The organism is Cryobacterium sp. Hh7 (genome assembly GCF_004403155.1).
Taxonomy (GTDB): Bacteria; Actinomycetota; Actinomycetes; order Actinomycetales; family Microbacteriaceae; genus Cryobacterium; species Cryobacterium levicorallinum.
Window position 1 is genome coordinate 1 of record NZ_SOHG01000045.1, and the last position, 20009, is coordinate 20009.

At 64.4% G+C, this 20009-nt stretch carries 19 protein-coding genes and 1 pseudogene; 18 read left to right on the forward strand and 2 right to left on the reverse strand.

Going from position 1 to position 20009, the window contains the following annotated elements; genetic code table 11:
- The 10 genes and pseudogenes from E3T43_RS12950 to E3T43_RS12995 all read left to right on the forward strand — a co-directional run.
- Positions 1-996, forward strand: a pseudogene (locus E3T43_RS12950) (IS256 family transposase); the annotation flags it as partial.
- Between the two features lie 231 nt (positions 997-1227).
- Positions 1228-2316 (forward strand): tyrosine-type recombinase/integrase, encoded by a 1089-nt coding sequence (locus tag E3T43_RS12955; RefSeq protein ID WP_134472738.1) that lies wholly within the window; start codon positions 1228-1230, stop codon positions 2314-2316.
- Positions 2313-3761: a tyrosine-type recombinase/integrase gene (locus E3T43_RS12960; RefSeq protein ID WP_134472739.1), complete on the forward strand. Its 1449-nt coding sequence runs from the start codon at positions 2313-2315 to the stop codon at positions 3759-3761. The genes E3T43_RS12955 and E3T43_RS12960 overlap by 4 nt, the downstream gene beginning before the upstream one ends.
- Entirely contained in the window at positions 3754-4146 is a 393-nt protein-coding gene (locus tag E3T43_RS12965; RefSeq protein ID WP_134472740.1) for a DUF6262 family protein, read from the forward strand. The genes E3T43_RS12960 and E3T43_RS12965 overlap by 8 nt, the downstream gene beginning before the upstream one ends.
- Before the next feature lie 166 nt (positions 4147-4312).
- Complete coding sequence (locus tag E3T43_RS12970) at positions 4313-5623, forward strand: TrwC relaxase (RefSeq protein WP_134472741.1); 1311 nt, start codon at positions 4313-4315, stop codon at positions 5621-5623.
- 93 nt (positions 5624-5716) lie between these two features.
- A complete protein-coding gene (locus E3T43_RS12975) occupies positions 5717-6508 on the forward strand; it encodes an IclR family transcriptional regulator (RefSeq protein WP_241978972.1) in 792 nt (263 codons plus the stop codon).
- 146 nt (positions 6509-6654) lie between these two features.
- Positions 6655-8004 (forward strand): MFS transporter, encoded by a 1350-nt coding sequence (locus tag E3T43_RS12980; RefSeq protein WP_134472742.1) that lies wholly within the window; start codon positions 6655-6657, stop codon positions 8002-8004.
- Positions 8005-8010: 6 nt separating this feature from the next.
- Positions 8011-9039 carry a zinc-binding dehydrogenase gene (locus tag E3T43_RS12985; RefSeq protein WP_134472743.1) on the forward strand — a complete coding sequence of 343 codons (1029 nt, stop codon included), beginning with the start codon at positions 8011-8013 and terminating at the stop codon, positions 9037-9039.
- A 34-nt stretch (positions 9040-9073) separates the two neighbouring features.
- Positions 9074-10255, forward strand: a complete 1182-nt coding sequence (gene rhmD, locus E3T43_RS12990; protein ID WP_134472744.1) for an L-rhamnonate dehydratase — start codon at positions 9074-9076, stop codon at positions 10253-10255.
- 21 nt (positions 10256-10276) lie between these two features.
- Positions 10277-11134 carry a fumarylacetoacetate hydrolase family protein gene (locus E3T43_RS12995; protein ID WP_134472745.1) on the forward strand — a complete coding sequence of 286 codons (858 nt, stop codon included), beginning with the start codon at positions 10277-10279 and terminating at the stop codon, positions 11132-11134.
- A gap of 290 nt (positions 11135-11424) precedes the next feature.
- Here E3T43_RS12995 and E3T43_RS19760 read toward each other — a convergent pair whose 3' ends face one another.
- A complete protein-coding gene (locus tag E3T43_RS19760) occupies positions 11425-11907 on the reverse strand; it encodes a hypothetical protein (RefSeq protein WP_166791326.1) in 483 nt (160 codons plus the stop codon).
- Between the two features lie 82 nt (positions 11908-11989).
- Here E3T43_RS19760 and E3T43_RS13005 point away from each other — a divergent pair, with 82 nt between their 5' ends.
- The 8 genes from E3T43_RS13005 to E3T43_RS19300 all read left to right on the forward strand — a co-directional run bounded on the left by E3T43_RS13005 (position 11990) and on the right by E3T43_RS19300 (position 19342).
- On the forward strand, positions 11990-12256 hold the full coding sequence (locus E3T43_RS13005) for a hypothetical protein (protein ID WP_134472746.1): 267 nt from the start codon (positions 11990-11992) through the stop codon (positions 12254-12256).
- 8 nt (positions 12257-12264) lie between these two features.
- Positions 12265-13491, forward strand: coding sequence for a hypothetical protein (locus E3T43_RS13010; protein WP_134472747.1), 1227 nt, complete (start codon positions 12265-12267; stop codon positions 13489-13491).
- Between the two features lie 285 nt (positions 13492-13776).
- Positions 13777-14238 carry an SRPBCC domain-containing protein gene (locus E3T43_RS13015; protein WP_166791327.1) on the forward strand — a complete coding sequence of 154 codons (462 nt, stop codon included), beginning with the start codon at positions 13777-13779 and terminating at the stop codon, positions 14236-14238.
- Positions 14239-14247: 9 nt separating this feature from the next.
- On the forward strand, positions 14248-14481 hold the full coding sequence (locus tag E3T43_RS19765; protein WP_241978973.1) for a hypothetical protein: 234 nt from the start codon (positions 14248-14250) through the stop codon (positions 14479-14481).
- Between the two features lie 307 nt (positions 14482-14788).
- Positions 14789-15826 carry a 2-keto-3-deoxygluconate permease gene (locus E3T43_RS13025; protein WP_198414367.1) on the forward strand — a complete coding sequence of 346 codons (1038 nt, stop codon included), beginning with the start codon at positions 14789-14791 and terminating at the stop codon, positions 15824-15826.
- 2 nt (positions 15827-15828) lie between these two features.
- The gene (locus tag E3T43_RS13030; RefSeq protein WP_134472749.1) at positions 15829-17316 is read left to right on the forward strand and encodes a four-carbon acid sugar kinase family protein; all 1488 of its coding nucleotides are present in this window, start codon (positions 15829-15831) and stop codon (positions 17314-17316) included.
- A complete protein-coding gene (gene pdxA / locus E3T43_RS13035) occupies positions 17313-18338 on the forward strand; it encodes a 4-hydroxythreonine-4-phosphate dehydrogenase PdxA (RefSeq protein ID WP_134472750.1) in 1026 nt (341 codons plus the stop codon). Before E3T43_RS13030 ends, pdxA begins: the two co-directional genes overlap by 4 nt.
- A complete protein-coding gene (locus tag E3T43_RS19300) occupies positions 18302-19342 on the forward strand; it encodes a GntR family transcriptional regulator (protein ID WP_134472751.1) in 1041 nt (346 codons plus the stop codon). The genes pdxA and E3T43_RS19300 overlap by 37 nt, the downstream gene beginning before the upstream one ends.
- A gap of 45 nt (positions 19343-19387) precedes the next feature.
- Here E3T43_RS19300 and E3T43_RS19305 read toward each other — a convergent pair whose 3' ends face one another.
- The gene (locus tag E3T43_RS19305) at positions 19388-19651 is read right to left on the reverse strand and encodes an FAD-binding protein (protein ID WP_370449956.1); all 264 of its coding nucleotides are present in this window, start codon (positions 19649-19651) and stop codon (positions 19388-19390) included.
- Positions 19652-20009: the final 358 nt, after the last annotated feature.

Sequence of the window (20009 nt, forward strand, 5' to 3'; positions counted from 1 at the left end):
GACCATTCAGGTGCCTCGTGACCGGGACGCCACGTTCACTCCGGTGATCGTGGCGAAACGACAACGCCGTTTGACCGGGGTTGATGAGATTGTGCTGTCGTTGTATGCCCGCGGCCTCACGACCGGGGAGATCAGCGCGCACTTCAACCAGATCTATGGCGCGCAGGTCTCCAAAGAGACGATCTCTCGGATCACGGACAAGGTGATCGAGGAGATGCAAACGTGGCAGTCCCGCCCGTTGAACGGCGTCTACGCGGCGATCTTCATCGACGCGATCGTGGTGAAGATCCGGGATGGGCAGGTCGCCAACCGGCCCATCTATGCGGCCATCGGCGTGACTCTGGACGGTGATAAGGACATTCTCGGGTTGTGGGCCGGCACCGGCGGTGAGGGTGCCAAGTTCTGGATGTCTGTCCTGACCGACATCAAAAACCGTGGCGTCACCGACACGTTCTTCCTGGTCTGTGACGGGTTGAAAGGGCTCCCGGACGTTGTCGGGAACGTGTGGCCGTTGACACGGTGCAGACGTGCATCATTCACCTCATTCGGAACACGTTCAAACTGTCCTCGAAGAAGGATTGGGATGCGATGAAACGAGCGGTGAAACCGATCTACACCGCTCCGACCGTTGACGCGGCGCGGGCAGCGTTGGATGATCTGACCGAGATCTGGGGGAAGAAATACGGTGCGATCATCCGGTTGTGGGAGTCGGCATGGGAAGAGTTCACCCCGTTCTTGTCCTACGACCCCGAGATCCGCCAGGTGATCTGTTCCACGAATGCGATCGAGTCACTCAATGCCCGGTACCGGCGGGCGGTGCGTGCTCGAGGGCATTTCCCCACGGAGCAGGCCGCTCTAAAATGCTTGTATCTGGTCACGCGAAGTCTCGATCCCACCGGTGAGGGCCGAGCTCGATGGACGATGCGGTGGAAGCCAGCTCTCAACGCCTTCGCCATCACCTTCCACGACCGCTGGCCGAACGCAGAATCCTACTAATGAAAAACGCCGGAAACACCGTTACTGAGACACACCCCTCTCTAGCGTTCAGACGGTGTCTTTGACGTCGTTTCTCTGCCTGTGTTCGTCCGTGGTGGACATGTTCTCTTGAGCGGTCCACGACGGGCAGTTTTGCCTCCAGCACTGACCGAAAGTGACTGGGTTGATACGTGCGTTCGAGAGTGTCGGTGGTGCGTCCTACCGTGGGGATATCAGGACGAGGAGGTCGAGATGCGAGTTCAGCGGGTGGTGATGCCGGATGGTTCGCAGTCGTGGACGGTGCTTGGCGATGATGGTGAGCCGGTGCCGACAGTGGAGGCGTTTTTGGCGCACTTGCAGGCGTTGGACCGATCCCCAACGACGCTGCGCACCTACGCGACGAGCCTGAAGCTGTGGCTGGTGTTCCTGTCTCGGATCAACGTCGCGGCCGATGAGGCGACGATCGATCACGTGTCGCGGTTCGTGGCATGGCTACGCGCCCCCGCCGAGAACGTGACGGTGCTTCCCGTCGGCACCGGCCGCTGCTGCCCGGCCACGGTGAACAAGCACCTGGCGGCGTTGTTCAGCTTCTATGACTACCGGGCCCGCAACGGGGTAGAGCTCGCGCAGGTGCTGGTGGCGTGGCGGCGGTCCAATCGCGGCGGTTACCGACCGTTCCTGCAGCACGTCACGGCGGGCCGGCCGGTCGCGACGCGCCCCATGCGGCTGCGTCAAGAGCGGCGGCTGCCGCGCACCTTGACCGACGAGCAAGTACTGACCCTGATCGAGGCCTGTGAGCATGTGCGTGACCGGTTCTTGCTGGTCCTTCTGGCAGAGACCGGGATGAGGATCGGTCAGGCCCTGGGCCTTCGGCACGCCGATTTCGTCTCGCACCGCCGCGAGGTGCGCATCGTTCCCCGCCCGGACAATGCCAACGGTGCCCGGGCCAAGACACTGGACACGCACACCATCCCGATCTCGGCGGGACTGGCGCGTCTCTACACCGCCTATATGTTCGACGAGTACGGCCAGTGCGAGTCGGACTACGTGTTCGTGAACCTGTTCGCCGAACCGTTGGGCCGGCCGCTGCGCTATCAGGCGGTGCACCAGCTGGTCCGCAGGCTGCGTGCGCGCACCGGCATCGAGTTCACGCTGCACGGGCTGCGCCACTCGCGGGCGACGGACCTGCTGCGCCGCGGGGTCGGGGTGGAGGTGGTGGCCCGGCTCCTGACCCACCGTTCCTCGACGACCACCTCGCAGACCTACATTCACCTCGACGTCGAGGACCTCCGCGCCGAGCTGGGCCGCTACGGCGGCTGGCAGAATACCGACCCATCATGAGCGCCGCCGAGCCCGCCAACGCGCTACGGGCGGTGCCCGCAGTCGGCACGGTGCTGGAGGACCGTTACGCCGCCGACGTCTGGCACGCCGCCGAGCTGGGGGTGCCCGCCGCCCGCGGCCGGGACTCGGTCAGCTTCACCAGCATTCAGCAGCCGTGGCTGCGGCAGGCGGTCAAACGTTGGGCCCGGCAACGGCTGGTGACCGGGCACGCGTTCAACACGGTCCGGGCCGGCGTGCTGGCACTCAAGCGCTTCTCCAACTTTCTTGCCGAGTGCGCCCCATCACTCCCACAGCCCCAGCACATCGACCGGCCGTTGCTGGAGCGCTACCTGGCCTGGCTGCAACCGCTGCCGCTGGCCGCGTCGACCAAGTCGCTGTCGCGGGTGTTTCTGCGGGCGTTGCTGGAAGAGAATCGTCGCTACGGTTGGGTCCCGGCCGTCCCAGCCACCGCGGTGATCTACCCCGACGAGCTGTCCAGCCGTCGCCACAGCCTGCCGCGGTTCATCCCCGAGTTCGTGATGAGTCAGCTCGAGAACGTCAGCAACCTTGCCCAGTTGGCAGCGCGCTACCGGAACCTGGTCGTGGTGATCACCGAGACCGGGTTACGTGCAAATGACGCCTGCACCCTGGCCTTCGACACTGTGGTTACTGACAGCGCGGGCGGGCCGTGCCTGCGGTTCATGGCGGCGAAGATGCGCGCTGAACACCTGCTGCCGCTCTCACCCCGAGCGGCGGAAGCGATCCGCAGCCAGCAGCACGACGTGGCCCGGTCCCATCCGGCCGGGTCGGCGTGGCTATTCACCTCACGCTTCGCCCCGAACCTGCCCGTGCCCTACGACACGCTGCGGCGCGCGTTCACCCTCTGGCAGCAGCGCATCGGCCTGCACGACGAAGCCGGACGCACCATACACGTCACCCTCCACCAATTTAGACACTCGCTGGGCACCCGGTTGATCAACGCCGGGGTTCCGCAGCACGTGATCCAACGCCTACTCACCCACGCCAGCCCGGAAATGACCGCCGTTTACGCCCACATGCACGACAGCACCCTCCGCGCCGAGTTCGAACGCTACTGCCAGACCCGCGTCGACGTCGAGGGCCGTCGGCTCGGCTTCGACCCGACCGCCGTCACCGCCAACGCCGAGTGGGTCAAGCACCGGCTGGCTCAAACCAACGACACCCTTCCCAACGGATACTGCGGACGCCCGCCGCAACAGGACTGCCCGCACCCCAACGCGTGCCTGACCTGCCCGGACTTTCAGACCACCGCCGACTTCCTTCCCGTGCACCGTCAGCAGGCCGACCTCACCCGCGAACTACTCACCACAGCCGAGGCCTCTGGCTGGCAGCGGCAGGCCGACAATCACAGGAAGGTCTTGATCAGCCTCGATACGATCATCGCCTCGCTGGAGGCACTACGCCCGAAGGACGGCGAGCATGCCTGACCGCGTGCAACGGCTACGCGATGCGGCGCAGGCCCGCCACAACGCGACCTTGCACAGGGCCGAGCACGTGGTGGAACGACTGACTCGCCGCGGCGAGCCCGTCAGCTACCGTCACGTCGCCGAAGCCGCAGGCGTGTCCCGCTCCTGGCTCTACCGCCAAGACAAGCTCCGCCAACAGATCGACGAACTACGCAGCCGGCCTGCGACCACAGCGTCAGCGGCAGTCCCGTCCGCTGAGCGGGCCACCGCCGACTCGCTGCGCCAACAGCTCCACACCTACCGCGAAGAGATCACCCGGCTACGAACCGAGAACCAACAGCTGCGCGAGCAGCTCGCTCGCCGCCTCGGTGCCGAACGGACCGCCGCAATCACCAGCCGATCATGAAGCCGAAGCTCATCCGTCGAGGACATGTCCACAACGTCAGAACCCCACAAACACAAGCGAAACAACGAAACCGATCAAAAGAAGTCATGTTCTTTTGATCAGTCGGATTATTCCGATCGCAGCGTGAGCGGCCCTGTGGCATTGGGAGTCACCGGGCAAGTCGAACGTGCTGATCAGTGGCTCGAACGAGGCGGTCGCGGCGCTGAACGTGCGCGCTCGCACGGAGCTGATTCTGGAGGGTCGGGTCGACGCCCTGCGCGAGGTCGCCCTGCACGACGGAACCCGCGCCGCCGTCGGTGACACGGTCATCACGCGGCGGAATGATCGGCGACTGTATGCGTCGCGCAGCTGGGTGCGCAACGGCGACCGGTGGAATGTGATCGGCGTGCATCGGAACGGTTCGGTCGAGGTGCGGCGGCAGGGGCGGCGGTGGGGGAGCACGGTGCTGCTGCCCGCGTCGTACGTCGCCCAGCATCTCGAGCTGGGCTACGCGGTCACCTCGCATCGGGCGCAGGGGATCACGACGGACACCGCGCACGTCGTGGTCGCGCCGAGCATGCCGCGCGAGAACCTCTATGTCGCGATGACGCGGGGACGCGAGGCGAACACCGCTTACGTCGCCGTCGACCGGCCCGATGTTGCTCATGTGGGGCCGCGGCCGGGCGACGCTGCGGACGTGACGGCGCGCAGCATCCTCTGTGGCATTTTGCAGCACGTCGGTGCCGAGTTGTCTGCGCACGAGACGATCGCGGCGGAGCAGGATGCGTGGGGATCGGTGGCGCAACTCGCGGCGGAGTACGAGACGCTTGCGGCGGCCGCGCAGCACGACCGGTGGGTATCGGTGGTGCGCGCGAGTGGCCTTTGGCCTGCCCAAGTTGACGCGGTGGTCGAGTCGGATGCTTTCGGGCCGTTGACCGCGGAGCTGCGGCGAGCCGAGGCCCAATTCATCGACGTAGCGAGCCTGCTGCCTCGCGTGGTTGCGGCACGTGGGTTCGAGGATGCGCAGGACGCGGCTGTTCTTCGCGCCCGGGTCGCCGCGGCGGTGTCTCGGTATACTGATGCGGGTCGTTCGCGCCGGGCTCCGCGTCTGGTTGCCGGGCTCATCCCTCGGGCGATCGGGCCGATGGATGCCGCCATGCACCAGGCGTTGGCCGAGCGCGCCGACCTGATCGAGTCGCGAGCCAGGGCCGTGCTCGACCAGGCCTTCCTTGCGGGGGAGCCGTGGACTCGAGCCCTCGGAACCGCGCCGCGGGGGCTCGTGGCCGCCGCGTGGCACCAAAGCGGATGCACCGTCGCGGCCTATCGGGATCGGTACGGCCTCGTCGGTACGAAACCAATGGGTGCAGTACCGGAGTCGACGGCGCAGAAGCTTGATGCCGCCCGCGCACGTGTGGCGCTCGAAGCTGCTCAGCGTCTGGCAGGAGATTCAACCTACGTTGCACTACGACTGGCCGTGGCCGCAGGTCTATCGAGATAGTTCACGAGACGGTGAATTCAAATCGGAAGGCGTCTGACTGAAATTGAGTACGTCGTAGTCTGGGTAGACCATCCAAGATCCGACCGGAGAGTGATGACGCCCATGACCGATGTCGAGCAGGCCCGCCCCAACAAGCCGGTGAAGTCTGCCAACCGCGCTCTCGAAATCATCGACTTTGTGGCCGAAAACAGTTCCGTCACCTTCGCTCAGATCCTTGAGAGTCTGGAACTTCCGCGTTCCAGCGGCCACGGTCTGGTGCAGACGTTGGTGGCGTCAGGCTGGCTGGAACAGCATCCGCTCACTCGTCGGTTCACTCTGGGACTGCATTCTTGGCAAGTTGGCCAACGCTATGACGGGCACAGGCTTTTGATCGAGAAGGCCAAGCCGGTGATGGATCGGCTCGCGCAGCTGACAGGCGAGACAGTGCAGCTCGCTCGCCTCGATGGTGTCGAGAATGTCTACATCGCGATCAGCCTCTCGCCGAACCCGATGCGCATGGCGTCGACGGTGGGCATGCGTCTTCACGCGCATGCGACAGGTATCGGCAAGGCGCTGCTCAGCACGATTGATCCCGCCGAGGCTGAGCGTCGGCTCAGCGATGTCGTCCTGCCCCGGCTCACGCCAAAGACGCTGACAAGCGTTCCCGACATCATGCGAGTCATCGAGACGGCTCGCTTCACTGGGTTCGCCATCGACGACGAGGAATTTATCGAGGGGTGCCGCTGCGTCGCGATCCCCGTCACGAGCGAGCATGATACTGGAATCTCGGCGGCAATCAGCATCACGATGCCGTCAGGGCGAACGGATGCCGGCTGGCCGCATTCTCTGTACGCGCCGCTTTCCCTCGCCGCCCGCGAAATCCGCTCCGGTATGGGGCTTCCATAAAATCACGTACTCGCCCGGCATCCGCGCTTGCATCTGCGGATTTGGCGTGCAATACTTCCCCGCGTTCATCAGAATGAACCGCAGTTCACATATATGAATTCATATGTGGGGGCTTGACTGCAATTGCTAATCAATGGAGATAGCCGATGTCCACACAGAATTCAGCGCACGATCCCGCGCTGGCTGCCGTCGTTCGTAAGGTAACGCGGCGTCTCATTCCCATTCTTCTTTTGATGTACATTCTCGCGTTCCTGGATCGCGCCAATCTCGGCTTTGCCAAAGCGGCCTTCCAAGCCGATACCGGCCTCTCCGACGCCGCGTACGCGCTCGGCGCCGGCATTTTCTTCTTGGGCTATGCCGCATTTGAGGTTCCGAGCAACCTGATCATGCGCCGGGTCGGCGCGAAGATCTGGCTGGCCCGCATCATGGTCACTTGGGGCATCGTCTCCACCCTGATGATGTTTGCGACAACGGAATGGGCCTTCTACATCTTGCGGGTTCTTCTCGGCATTACCGAAGCCGGATTCTTCCCCGGTGTCATCATGTTCCTCACCTATTGGATTCCGCTCAACTATCGCGGTCGAGTCAACGGGCTGTTCTACTTCGGTGCCCCGCTCGCCTTCATCCTTGGTGGCCCGATGTCAGGGCTCCTGCTCGACCTCGACGGCTTGGGTGGTTTGGCCGGGTGGCAGCTCATGTTCGTGGTCACGGGGCTACTCACGATCATTGTAGGAATCTGGGCGTTCTTCTACCTGGATAACGGGCCCACGACAGCAAAGTGGCTCTCTGGGGGCGAACGCACTGTTCTGATGAGTGCACTCGACTCCGAAAACGCCGCCAAAGCCGAGCACTCGCCCGAAGGGGCCATGCGGTCAATTACGAACCCCAAAGTGTTGTATTTCGCCTGCATCTACTTCACCATTCAGATGAGCGTCTACGGCATCACCTTTTACCTGCCCACCCAGATCGCCGAGATTGTGGGCAGCGGAGTCGGCCTCAAGGTGGGACTGCTGACCGCAGTCCCGTGGGGTTGTGCGCTCATTGCTACCTTCGTGCTGAGCCGACTTGCCGACAGCACCGGGCAGCGACGCCTCATCGCTGCAAGTGCTCTGGGCGCGGCCGGCGTCGGTATCGTTCTCTCCGGGGTCCTGGACAATCCGATCCTTGCCCTCGCCGCGATGTCTCTCGGTGCTGCCGGTTTCATCTCAGTCCAACCAGTTTTCTGGACGCTGCCGACATCCTTTCTCGTTGGTGCCGCCGCAGCATCGGGTATCGCATTCATCAACTCGATCGGCAGCCTGGGAGGATTCGTCGCCCCCATTGCGAAGAACTTCGCCGAGGAGCAGTTCGGGCCAACGGCCGGCCTTACTATGCTCGCCACGATCGCCTTCGGCGGGGCAGTGCTGATCTTCGCAAGTAAGTGGATCGTTCCGGCCATCCGAGCCACAGACGGCAACACGACCGGCGCACGCCAGCTGGTCAACGCAGGAAAGTAGGCAATTATGCTCGCACTGGTATTACATAAAATCGGCGAATTCCGCGTCGAAGAACGAGAAGACCCCACGCCCGCCGAGGGAGAAGTGCTGATTCGGGTGAGTTACACGGGCATTTGCGGGTCCGATATCCACGGCTATACGGGGGAGAATGGTCGCCGCGTTCCCGGCCAGATCATGGGCCACGAATCCGTTGGCCGTGTAGCGGCCTTGGGTGCGGGGGCCGAGAGCGCGGGCCTCAGTATTGACCAGGTGGTCACCTTCAACCCGGTGGTCATCCCGGTATCCGACGCTGATTCCTTCGCCGGCAGGGAGCAGCACAGCCCGAACAAGACCGTCATCGGGGTGGCGCCCCATGTTCCCGCAGCCTTTGCCGAGTACGTGGTTGTGCCGGTCCGAAACGTCGTGCCACTTCCCGCCACAATCCCCATCGAGTACGGCGCTCTCGTCGAGCCCCTCGCCGTTGCCGTGCATGCGGTGCGCCGGATATTGAAACGTACCGATGAACGATCACTTGTCATCGGCGGTGGCCCCATTGGACAATCCGCCGTCCTGGCCCTGCGAATGGAAGGTGTAGAAACGGTCTATGTCAGCGAGGTCGACCCAGCCCGTCGCGCGCTCTGTTCCCGGCTCGGCGCCACGGTGCTCGATCCCACAGCCGGATCGCTGGTCGACGCACTCATTGCCGACGGTGGCCTGGTCGACATCACAATCGACGCTGTCGGAATCACACCAACGGTGGCCGATGCTTTAAGCGCTACGAAATTCGGTGGGAATGTCTGCCTCGTCGGGATGGGCTCGCCCCAGCTCAATCTGGAGGCCTTCCGTCTCAGCACCGAGGAGCGCAGCCTGGTGGGTAGCTTCACCTATTCTGCGCAGGACTTCACGGACGCGGCTGCCTATATTTCCTCCGGCGCTCCCGAGATTGCCGAGCTGATCAGTCGTGAGGTGACCCCGCACGAAGCCAACGCGACTTTTGCGTCGCTCTCCCGGGGTGACGGCACTGCGGGCAAAGTGCTCGTGCGCTTCGCTTCGTAACCATCCCGCATCCGTTCGTCTGAAAGGCAGTTCCATGGCACATGAAAGAACCATTCGTCAGGTACGCGCGTACACGTTGCGCGGCGGCGGCGCCGACTACCATGACCAGGCCCCTGGTCACTGGATCGACGACCACATCGCCACGCCCATGTCGATGTACCCCGAATACCGTCAATCGAGACAGAGTTTCGGAATCAACGTGCTCGGCACACTGGTCGTAGAGATTGAAGCGGATGACGGCACGGTCGGCTTCTCGGTGACCACGGCCGGCGAGCTGGGCGCCTTCATCGTGGAGAAGCACCTGGCCCGCTTCCTCGAAGGTGCCAAGGTGACGGACATCGAGCGCATCTGGGACCAGATGTACAAGTCGACGATCTTCTACGGGCGTCGGGGCGTGGTGCTCAACGCCATCAGTGGCGTCGACCTGGCGCTCTACGATCTGCTCGGGCGCATTCGCCAGGAACCGGTCTTCGCTCTGATCGGCGGCAAGGTGCGCGAGGAACTCGAGTTCTACGCGACCGGGGCACGCCCAGATCGAGCCAAGGAACTCGGGTTCATTGGCGGAAAGATGCCCCTGCACCATGGGCCAGCCGAGGGTGAAGAGGGGATGCGCAAGAACCTCGCGATGATCCGCGACATGCGGGAGAAGGTAGGGCCGGACTTCTGGCTCATGCTCGACTGTTGGATGTCCCTCGACGTGGACTACGCCACCCGCCTCGCCCACGGCGCAGCCGAGTTCGGCCTCAAGTGGATCGAAGAAGCGCTCATGCCGGATGACTACTGGGGCTATGCGCAGCTGAAACGCCAAGTTCCGCCGACGATGCTGGTGACGACCGGGGAACACGAAGCGACTCGGTGGGGGTTCCGACATCTGCTCGAGATGAACGCCGCAGATATCATCCAGCCGGACGTCGGTTGGTGCGGTGGTATGACTGAGCTGCTCAAGATTTCTGCCCTGGCTGATGCTCACGGAGCCCTTGTCATTCCACATGGATCATCGGTGTATAGCTACCACTTCGTGACCACCCGCACGAACAGCCCCTTCGCCGAATTTCTGATGATGCACGAGACTGCCGAGGAAGTCGTACCGATGTTCTCACCCCTGCTGCTCAACGAACCAGTACCAGTGAATGGGCGCATGAAGGTACCAGAGGCTCCCGGATTCGGCGTCGAACTCAACCCGGACATTGCCAAGTTTCGCCCTTACACCCACTAAACACCTGAAGGACAGAACTAGATGGAATTCATGAGACTGGGCGAGCCGGGCGCTGAAGTGCCGGTGATTCGCGAGAACGGCCGCTACTTTCGACTCGACACCCTGACCGCCGATATTGACGGTGACTTCCTCGCGAACGAGGGCATTGAAAGAACTCGCACCGCACTTGCGGCGGGGCAGCTGGCAGAGTTCGCTGCGCCGGACGGAGTTCGAATCGGCTCGCCGATCGCGCGGCCGATGGCGGTGTTGTGCATCGGTCAGAACTACGCGGCACACGCTGCAGAATCTGGCGATGTACCGCCTGAGATACCGATCCTTTTCTACAAGCACCCCAATACGGTTGTCGGCGCGTACGACGATGTCGCTGTGCCGCCGAAAGCAGAAAAGGTGGATTGGGAAATTGAACTCGGTGTCGTCATTGGGAAACGCGCCCGATATCTCACCTCGGCTGAGAACGCCCTCGACTACGTGGCCGGCTACGTCACGAGCAATGATGTATCGGAGCGGGACTATCAAGTAGCTCAGTCCGGTGGTCAATGGTCAAAGGGCAAGAGCAGTGAGACATTCAACCCGCTCGGGCCAGCGCTTGTGCCTGCGCTCGAAGCAGGGGATCCCCAGCAGTTGCGGCTCTGGTCAAAAGTCAATGGGGAGCCCCGTCAGGACTCGAGCACAGCCGACATGATCTTCAGCGTGGCCACGATCATCTACCACCTGTCGCAGTACGTCGTTCTGGAACCTGGGGACCTGATCAATACGGGAACACCCCAAGGCGTCGCGTTGTCCGGACGATTCCCGTACCTCAAGGAAGGTGATGTGATGGAGGTCGGAATCGATGAAGTCGGCGCCCAGCGCCAGCGTTTGGTGCCAGCCGTCCTGTAGCGATATCCCGGTTACCGCCAACGGACCCTGCCGGCGGGTATACCAACGAGCCGGGTCATCCCGGAGGCCTACGTTGATCCCGCCCGGCTATTTGGCGGATACCGAAGATTGCGCACATCGTGGCCGCGCTGGAGAGCATGGCTCACGTGGCGGGGACAGGATACGTCTGCTTGTGCGTCGTGCTGTCCAGAAAATCGTTGAGCGGATGCCCGGGCGCCGGTGCAGGAAATCGTGGGAGCGCAGCCGCTTGCAATGGCGTGCTCGGCAGTTTCGCTTGCGGGAACCCAGGACTAAAGTGTTGGCAGGCAACCTCCAAAACGCGCCGTCACTCGTTGTAATGGCATGACTTTCAGTCCCTTCAGGTTCTTGTTGCCGAACATCTGAAAGGTCGCACCATGTTTGGATTCATTCTGGTCGCCACGGCCCGCAGCTATTTCTTCTTGCGCCGGTTCATGCCGACCGCCATCGTGATCGACGCAATCAATACGCGGCGTGGGCTGAAGTGGGGGTGCCAGCGATGCTGCTCGCCGTTCCCTATGCGATCGCTGCTGTCTACTGCCGAGCCCAGATTGAAGCCGGTGGTGCGGGCTGGCTGAACCTGCTCGTGTTGCTGTTTCTGTGGAACACACTTCAGTTTTTTGATCGGGCCCATCAGCCTGCTGAAGTTGATCGCGGTACGCGTTCGTGAAGCCGTGGCGCGCCGTCGCATGACGCGGGCGCTGCTCGCTGACGGCATTGAGCGCTTCGATGAGCCAGTGCTCGTTTCGAGACACGAATGACGCCACGTCACGGTCGGCGTACCTCCTGTCAGCGGCATGATTGGCTCACACACGTCCGCGCACAGGAGGCTTCACTATGACGATCCCGCAGGAGCAGTTCGATGACCTGCTCAGCCGCACCGCGCTGGCTGCTCTGTTCTATTATCCGGAGGTCGCTGTCGACGATGACGGCCGCAACCTGCAGAATGACATCGCGTACTGCTTGGAGCCCGTCGCCGGGATCGGAGACGAGGATGCCGAGCGGCTCCGCGTCGTGGTCGGGCGTGTGATCACGAATCCGACGGTGCATCGCTCTGAACTGCTTGCTTTGGTCATCGAGCTGGCCCCGCCGCCTGCCGAATAGACGCGATTATGAACGACCCGTCTGAGGAAACCGCCGGCGCGCGGAAGTCGCTGGCGGAGCATCCGTCTGTCGATGATGCGGCGGACAAGCGGCGCCAGTATGTGGCGGCGAACCGCGACCGGATCCGCGAGATGAATCGTCTCTGGCGGTCGGAACACCTTGATCGGGCTCGGGAGCTCAATCGTGAGTCGATGCGTCGGGCCGCGGCTCGCCGGCATCGTGAGGCGGAGGTGCGGGCGCGGGGGAGGGAGCGGGCGAAGCGCTGGCGGGTGGAGCATACGGAGCGCCGTCGGGAGTATCAGCAGCGGTGGGTGGCGGAGAATCGCGAGAAGGTGCGTGAGTACTACAACCGCTACTACGAAGCTCATCGCGACGAGGTGAACGCCCGGGCCGCGGCCAGGCGGGATGTCGACCCCGAGCGTGCGAAGCAGATCACCCGGCAGTGGGCCGAGCGCAACAAGGAGCGCCGGGCCGAGCTGCAACGCAACCGGCGCAGCGATCCCGAGATCTACCAGTCTGAGCTGGAGGCCAACGCGGCAGCGCGCCGTCTCAAGCTCAGCCTGAGTCGAGCCGGACTACCGCCGAAGCGTATTCACGTCGCCACAGCGGCCGAGCGCCGGGCCAACGAGCGCGAGGCCGACGCGTATTTCAATGCCCCGTTGCGGCCCGAGCATCTGCGGCAGTGCACCGTGTTCGCCGAATCGCTGACCGACCACATGCTCAAAAACGGTGCCCGCATGCGCGAGTTCGCCGACGCCTACGTGGAGACCAGGGCACATATGGGACTCCCGCCAATACCGGTGGAGAACATCGTCTACGCCCGGGCCGTCGAGATAGTCGCAGAGCGGATGCGCCGGGTCGACCTGCTGACCGGCCGCGACGTTGCCGCGGCGGTGCGAAGTACGCAGGCCGAGGTGCGGCGGGAAGAGCGGCAGCAGCAGATGGATGAGCTTGCGAAGGCCATAATGGTGCATTTTCACCAAGACAGTGAGCGGTTGAACGCCAAGGCAGAGATGGAGAACCGGGCGCGGGCACATCGGGGAATGCCTCGGGTGCCGGCCGAGTCGTTGGTAGTGCAGCTTGCGCTGCAAGACGTCATCGAGCGCGTGCCCACGAGCAGGTTGACCAAAGCGGATGCTCGGACCGCCGTCCGCATCGCGGGCCTGCACATCGCGACCTCGCTCGAATCTCGCGACGCGGTCGACCAATCAGTTCATCGACGGGCGCTGTCGTAGTCGATGGCGACGGAAGGACCGAGCAAACCGGCTCTTCCGACTGCCGGTGATGGACTGGGAGGGAACCACGCCAGGCTACTGATTGAGCCCGTGAGGCATCCACGCTCTTTGGACTCCCAAGGACCGGCCTCTGATGCGTTGCCCCTCGCGTTCACGGCGCTCGCCCGGCCGTGAACAGATACGCAATCATGGGTAGGCTCGATGAGGTGCGTTTGCAGAACCTGTTGACGTGCCGCTCGGCGGGCAATGTCCCGTCGCGCTCGGCTTGAACGTGAAGGAAACACCGTGTCTGATCACGCAAGAATCAAGGGGCACACCGTGACCCGCACCGTGCACATCGAAGCCTCGCGCGCGCACGTCTGGAAGGCGCTGACCGACCCCGAGGTGATGGTCAAGTGGTTTGGAGACGGAGTGGAGTTCGCCGCGCTCGAGCCCGGTGCAACTGGCAGCATCCACTGGGATGACTACGGCAGCTTCCCGATCGAAATCACCGAGGTCGTGCCCGACGGCTCGTTCGGCTTCCGTTGGTCGGGAATCCCCGCCGAACAGCTCGACGAGTACTCGACGCACGTGCGCTTCACCATCGCCGATGCTGGTTCCGGGACGGATGTCACGGTGATCGAATCGGGCTTCGACACACTCCCCGGCGGCACCCGCTACCGTCGCGAACGTCTTGAGCAGAACCGAGAGGGCTGGGACGTCGAACTCGACGAGCTCGCGGATCTATTCGAGGGTGACACTGAATAGCTCACGTTGATGGGGAAGCCCCTCGGCAAGACGGGCCACTGCCCGACGTGGGATGGGCGCCGCGAGCAGTCGTTCGGCGCTGGATCCGACCCGTCGAACATCGGTGATGCCGGGTACGCGGTGGGATCCACCCAGGTCCCGGGCGGGAAGGAGCCCATCGTGCTGCACCGGGATGCCGTCTCGGGAGGTGACTATGCGATGGTGGCCACGGTGATCAGTGTCGACATGGACCTGCTCGCCTGAAGCGCGCCGGGCACGGCCACCCGGTTCCGGGCGGTCACGATGAACGAGGCGCTCGCGGCCCGTGCTGAACTCGCGGCGGTGCGCGCACTGCTCTGGAGCTAACCGGCCGTCCCGGTCAAACCTGCGCTGTGCCCGACGGGGCCGTCACTGGAACATCCTTCCGGTGACGGCCCCGTTTAGGCGTCCGGGCTTCAATGATCCTTGACAGGGCGCACTGACCGGCTAGGGTAGGTACATTGTGTACGTACACATCCTGTGAGTACGCATCATCGATGGGCATCGCCGCCCCTAGCTAAGGAGATTCGCCATGGTAGCCGAATCCAAAATCGTAAGTCGAGTGCCACTGTTTGACGGCATGAACCGCATTCCCGGCGGACTCATGCTCATTCCGCTCATTCTGGGCTCCGTCGTCGGCACGTTCTTTCCCGGCTTCCTCGCCATGGGAAACTTCACCACAGCCCTTTTTCAGGCCAGCGCTCTTCCCCTGATCGGCCTGCTGATCTTCGCGACCGGCATGCAGATCACCCTCAAGACATCCGGTCCGGTACTCGCCACATCGGGCGTGCTGCTGCTCTGTAAGTCGATTCTCCCGGCCACGGTCGTCGTGCTGCTGGCGCAGGTCGTGGGACTCGACGGAATTCTGGGCGTCTCGATCCTGGCTCTGCTGGTGACCATGGACAACAGCAACGGTGGACTGTGGCTCGCCTTCACCGGTCGGTACGGGGATGCCCGGGATCGCGGCGCCTACATGGCTTCCGCCATCAACGACGGTCCCTTCTTCTCGATGCTCTTCCTCGGCGTCGCCGGCCTGGCCAACATCCCGTTCCAGCTGCTGCTGGCCGCCGTCATCCCGCTGCTGATCGGAATCATCGTGGGTAACCTCGACCAGAAGTGGACCGAGGTGATGCGCCCGATCCCGAACATGATCATCCCGTTCTTCGCCTTCGCCCTCGGCACCGGCATCAACCTGCAGAACGTGCTCTCCGGTGGGCTGTCCGGCATTGTCGTGGGCGTCGTCGCCACCCTGTTCACCGGCCTGCTCGCCTACCTCGGTTACCGCTTCATCCTTCGTCGCGGCAACAAGTCCGGTATCGGCATCGCTTCCGCCACCACGGCCGGCAACGCCATCGCCACCCCGGCCATCATTGCCCTCGCCGACCCCACGTTCGCTCCGTACGTTGAGGTGGCCACCGCCCAGGTCGCATCTGCAGTGCTCATCACTGCGGTGTTCGCGCCGCTGTTGGCCACCTGGGTACTCAAGCGTGAAGGCGGCCTCGCTGCCACGGGGCCCGAGTCTGAGCCCACGGGCGACAACGTGCCCGTGCGCACGATCGAGCACTCGTGACAATGACGAACTCCGCTTCGTCGAAGGGTGCTACCGACAACCGGGCCGTCGATCGGAAGCCGGATGAGAGCGCCGTGAACCACATCGCGGCTAACCACAGTGACACGAACCACATCGCGGTCGGAATCGTGGCCGATGACCTCACCGGCGGCGGCGACTCCGCGGTGCAGTTCGCCCGGGACGGCTGGCGCACCCGGCTGGCATTGACGCCGCCCGACGGCCAGGTTCTCAGCCACGGCGCCGTGCTTGCCGTGGTGTCCGATGCCCGCGCGCAGCCCGCCCCGCTGGCCCGCCAGAGCACGTCGGACGCCGTGGAGGCCCTCGGTGATGCCGGCGTGAACCGGCTCCTACTGAAGATCGATTCGACCATGCGCGGTTCCGCTCACGCGCAGATTCTGGGGGCGCTGAAGACCTGGCAGCGCCGCAACCCCGCGGCCTTCGCGGTGGTCTGCCCTGCCTATCCGGCGATGGGACGCACGGTGCATAACGGTCGGGTGCTGGTCAATGGCGAGGGAGTGGACACGACGGCCGTCGGTATCGATCCGGTGACGCCGGTCACCACGAATCTGCTGCGCGAGCTGGTGCCCGGAAGCGTGCACGTCACCCTCGGTACGGGCACCGCCGTGGAGCACGCCGAACAGCTTCGCGCCGCCGGGGAGAATCCGACGCGCGTGGTCACCGTCGATGCCCAGACGGATGCCGACCTGCTGGCTCTCGCCGCTGCCGTCGCCGTGCTCGGTGCCGAGGCCGTTCCTGCCGGAAGTGCCGGGCTCGCCGTAGCACTATCCCAGGTGTGGCGGCCCGCGCTGGCCGGCGTGGTTGCCCAACCGCGACAGCGGGCAGAACGCGTGATCGTCGTCGTCAGCTCCCTGCATGACATGTCCCGAGCTCAATACGACCATCTGGTCGACAACACTCCCACCGAGCACGTGCGCCGGTTTGCCCCCAGCCTTGCCATGCTGCTCACGTCCGGCGCGATCGTTGACTGGATCACCGAGGAGCTGGCCGCCGCGCCGGATCTTCCCGCAGTCGTAATCGTGGCGACGCCGTCCGAGCGGCCCGCGGCATCCGCTGTCGAAACCGGACGCGCGCAGACGCCAACTCAGCCGCAGACGCCAACTCAGCCGCAGACGCCAACTCAGCCGCAGACGCCAAGCCAGACGGCGGCCATCATCATCGCCGCCGGGCTCGCCGCCATCACGGCCGCGGTTTTCGCCCACCGACCCGTGGGCGCCGTGGTGCTCATGGGCGGCGAAGGCGCGCGGGCCGTGTTGGACCGGTTCGCCGCTGGCTCCATCATGGTGACGAATGCGATTCGGGAGGGCATCCCGGTTGGACTGATCGAAGGCGGCCTGGCCGATGGGCTGACAGTTGTCACCAAGGCCGGTGGCTTCGGCTCCACCGCATCGATTTCCGACATTCTTCCCGAACTTCTGGCTGACCACGTGCTCAGCCCCCCAGCCAACCCGAACACAGGAGTACAACCATGACCCTTCCCATCCTTGCCCTCACCATTGGAGATGTGGCCGGAATCGGTCCCGAAATCACGGCGAAGTCCCTCCTCGGCCACGACGATGTTCGCACCCGGTGCATCCCGGTCGTGATCGGCGACGAGGCGGCGATGCGCCGGGGTGTGCTCAACGTGGGCGGAGACCCGGCGGCCATTCGCGTGATCAAGACCGTCGCCGAGGCCCGCAACGAGCCCGGAACGATTGAGCTGTTGCAGACCGGACCCTCGTTGGAGAACGTGGAGCAGGGCGTGCTCAGCGCCGCCGCCGGCGACGCCTCGTACCGTTTCGTGGTGGAGGCCTGCCGGCTCGCCCGTGCCGGCGAGGTGCAGGGGATCGTGACCGCCCCGCTGAACAAGGCGGCCATGCACGAGGGCGGCCACAACTGGCCCGGTCACACCGAATTGCTTGCCCACGAATTCGGTGTGAAGAACTTCTCCCTGGTGCTATCGGCCGGAGACCTGTATTTCTTCCACCTCACCACGCACGTGTCGATGCGCCAGGCGATCGAGAACATCACGATCGAGCGCACCCTCAGCGTGCTCGAACTGGCAGGAGCCTTTGCCAAGTCCATGGGTAGGCCGGACGAGCTCATCGGCCTCGCCGGCCTGAATCCGCATGCGGGGGAGAACCGTCTCTTCGGCGACGAGGACGCCGACATTCTGGCACCGGCCGTGGCGATGGCTCGGGCTCGCGGACTAAACGTCGAGGGTCCGCTGCCCGGCGATGCGCTCATTCCGGCGGCCGTTCGCGGCAAGTACAACCTCGCGGTGGTCTGCTACCACGACCAGGGTCACGCCCCCTTCAAAGCTGTTTACGGTGATGACGGTGTGAACATCACGGTGGGACTGCCCGTGGTGCGGGTCTCGGTCGACCACGGCACCGCGTTCGACATCGCAGGCAAGGGAATCGCCCGCGAGGCCAGCCTGGTCCTCTCGCTTGAGCGCGCCGCCGCACTCGCGCCGGGATGGGACTACGTCTGGAAGACCGCGCAGGCTGCCTGAGTGTCATGATCGGGCTAGCGGATGCCGCGGTGTCGCCCGCCCGGGCGCTCGGCCCCGGGCGCACCCCGGCCTACGATGGGATGATGTGGCTAGATGAGGTTCCCGCCGGTGCGGTAGATTCCGCGAACGGTACCCCGCTGCACAGTCAGGTGGGGGCGGTCATTCGGTCGCATATCCTCAGCGGCTCGCTGCCGCCCGGGTCCCAGCTGCCCACCGAGGCGGAGCTGCAGGGGCGATTCTCCGTGTCGCGTTCCGTTGTCCGGCAGGCGCTCGCCGCACTAAGCGCCGAGGGGCTGGTGCAGCGTGGCCGGGGCCGCGGCAGCGTGGTGTCGCCGCGCGGGGAACACCATCGTCTGGTGCAGCGCATGTCGGGACTGTCCGCGCAGATTTCGGCGGAGGGCGCCGAGGTGTTCACCGCCGTGCTGGCGCTCGGTCCCGAAGAAAACACCGCGGCATCCGCGGCCCTCGGCGCAGCTGACGTGGTGGGCATCCGTCGCCTGAGATCCGCCGGTACCGAGCCCCTCGCCGTCATCCACACCTGGGTGCCGCGGGCCATCGGTGCGAAACTGACGACGGCCGAACTGACGGATGCGTCCCTGCACGCCGTGCTGCGCGCCCGCCTGGGCGTGTCGATCGTGTCCGGGCGCCGTCAGGTGCGTGCGGTCGCGGCCACGACGGCCCTCGCCGAGTTGTTGCAGATCAGCGTGGGGGAGCCGCTGCTGCTGCTCGAGGGCACGAGCCTCGATGAGAACGGTGTTCCCATCGAAATGTTCTCCACCTGGCATCGCGCCGATCGGATGGTTTTCGACCTCGACGTGATCGGCGCCGACGAGCCGGTCGCCGGCCAACGCGCGGGCCGATCTGGTGAGCCGGCGACCGCGTCGGTGACCGAACCCTCCCGGGCCGGCGGCGATAGGCCCGACCGCGCACAGCTCGCCGCGCAGGCCGCCGACCTCGCGCGCCAGCTCCGTGACTTATCGGCGGAAATAGCCCGCAACGCTTGACCAGGGGTCACCGCTAGTCCGGGCCGGCCCCGACAAGGTTGGCCCCTACCTTTTCTCAACCGCGGGTGGGGCCAGCATTCCGGCGCGACGTCCGAAGATAATCCCCGCGGCAAGCCCCGAGCCTCCCGGGTAATTGTCGCTGCAGAGCCCGCCCAGCATCTCCCCGGCAACGTACAGGCCTTCTATGTGCCGGTCCATTTCGTCGAGCACGCGGCCGTGCGCGTCGGATTTCAACCCCTCGTACGTGAAAGTGATACCGCACGTTACGCCGAACGCGAAGTATGGCGCGGTCTCCAGCGGCGAGCCCAGTTGATCTTGATCGGCGAGACCTCCGCACGGCGACTGCCTTTGATCGTGGGATCAAACGTGATCGAATGATCAATCGAGTCAGCAGCGGCTCCCTAGTGCGGCATATCAGGTGGTGCGCTCTCTCTGGCCTGCTGGTGTCGTGACTCGCCGAGCGATTTCAGCGTGACCACAAACGCACCATACACCCCAAATCTGACCAGAATCAGACCGTATTTCTCGGGGACAGCGCGTACACTAAAACCCATGAGAACCGCGGAATTCCGCGGAAGTCTGCCCCATGTGCAGGTGCACGCGACTACCCCGACGCCTATCATTTGTTCTTGGTTCGAGTCCAGCTACCCCAGCAGTAGCCCCTAGG